The organism is Streptomyces marinisediminis, from assembly GCF_026262575.1.
Lineage (GTDB): Bacteria > Actinomycetota > Actinomycetes > Streptomycetales > Streptomycetaceae > Streptomyces > Streptomyces marinisediminis.
Genome location: NZ_JAPKFL010000095.1, coordinates 1 through 845 on the forward strand (window position 1 = coordinate 1; position 845 = coordinate 845).

The 845-nt window shown below is 60.4% G+C and carries 1 protein-coding gene and 1 pseudogene; both read right to left on the reverse strand.

Features of this window, described 5'->3' with window-relative positions:
• On the reverse strand, positions 1-595 hold a 595-nt coding region (locus OSB71_RS24215; protein WP_265950943.1), incomplete at its 3' end, for a methyltransferase domain-containing protein.
• Positions 592-845, reverse strand: a pseudogene (locus OSB71_RS24220) (ATP-grasp ribosomal peptide maturase); the annotation flags it as partial. The gene OSB71_RS24215 and the pseudogene OSB71_RS24220, both read right to left, overlap by 4 nt.

Sequence of the window (845 nt, forward strand, 5' to 3'; positions counted from 1 at the left end):
CTGAACACGTGGCAATAATCCTATCGAATGGGGCGCGTGCGGAGAATCCCTTCGCTCCGTCTTCGTGGACAACATGCGGGCGTAGCCCCAGTGCGTCAAGCCGCTCGCGCGCCGTCGTTGCCAGACCAGCCGAGTGGTCCACCGTGGTCACGTTCTCCGCTCCTGTCAGATGACAGAGCAACGCAGCGTTGTATCCGGTACCGGTCCCCACTTCCAGGACGCGCGTGCCCTCTCGCACGTCGAGGGCGTCGAGCATGTCGGCCATGAGGCTTGGTGCCGTCGAAGACGACGTGGGGACACCCGTGACAGCGCTTGATCCCGCGTCTTCGGCATGTACGCCGTCCACTTCGGTGATGAGCGAGTCATCCGCGTACACCTGGGACAGCCAGGCGGAGGCATCGCCGTTCGTGCAGCGCCACGGAATGAACTTGTCAGCCTCTCTGCGGAAGAATACGGGAACGAAGGGATGGCGGGGCGTGTTCAGGAAAGCTTCCGCGAGGCGTGAGGGAAGAACGACACCTCCTTGATCCATCCTCCGCACCAGACTTACGCGGGCCTCAATGTGTTGACGGTTTCCCTCAACAGGTTGAGTCACAACCCTTTCCCTTCCAGATAGTCAACGATGGCGGCCGTGATGGGCAGGCCGGTTGCTTGTTCAACGAACCCGAATTGGCCACTTGGGTTCACTTCCAGAAAGCGCCAGTCGCCATCGGGCGTGACGGCGAAATCAAAGGCACCGTAAGGCAATTCTAGTCGTTTCAGCATCCGCAGAACTCCAGCCGTCACTGACGCTGGAGGGTCACATACTGCATAGCTGTGACTCTCGTAGTCGCTCCTCCAGTCAA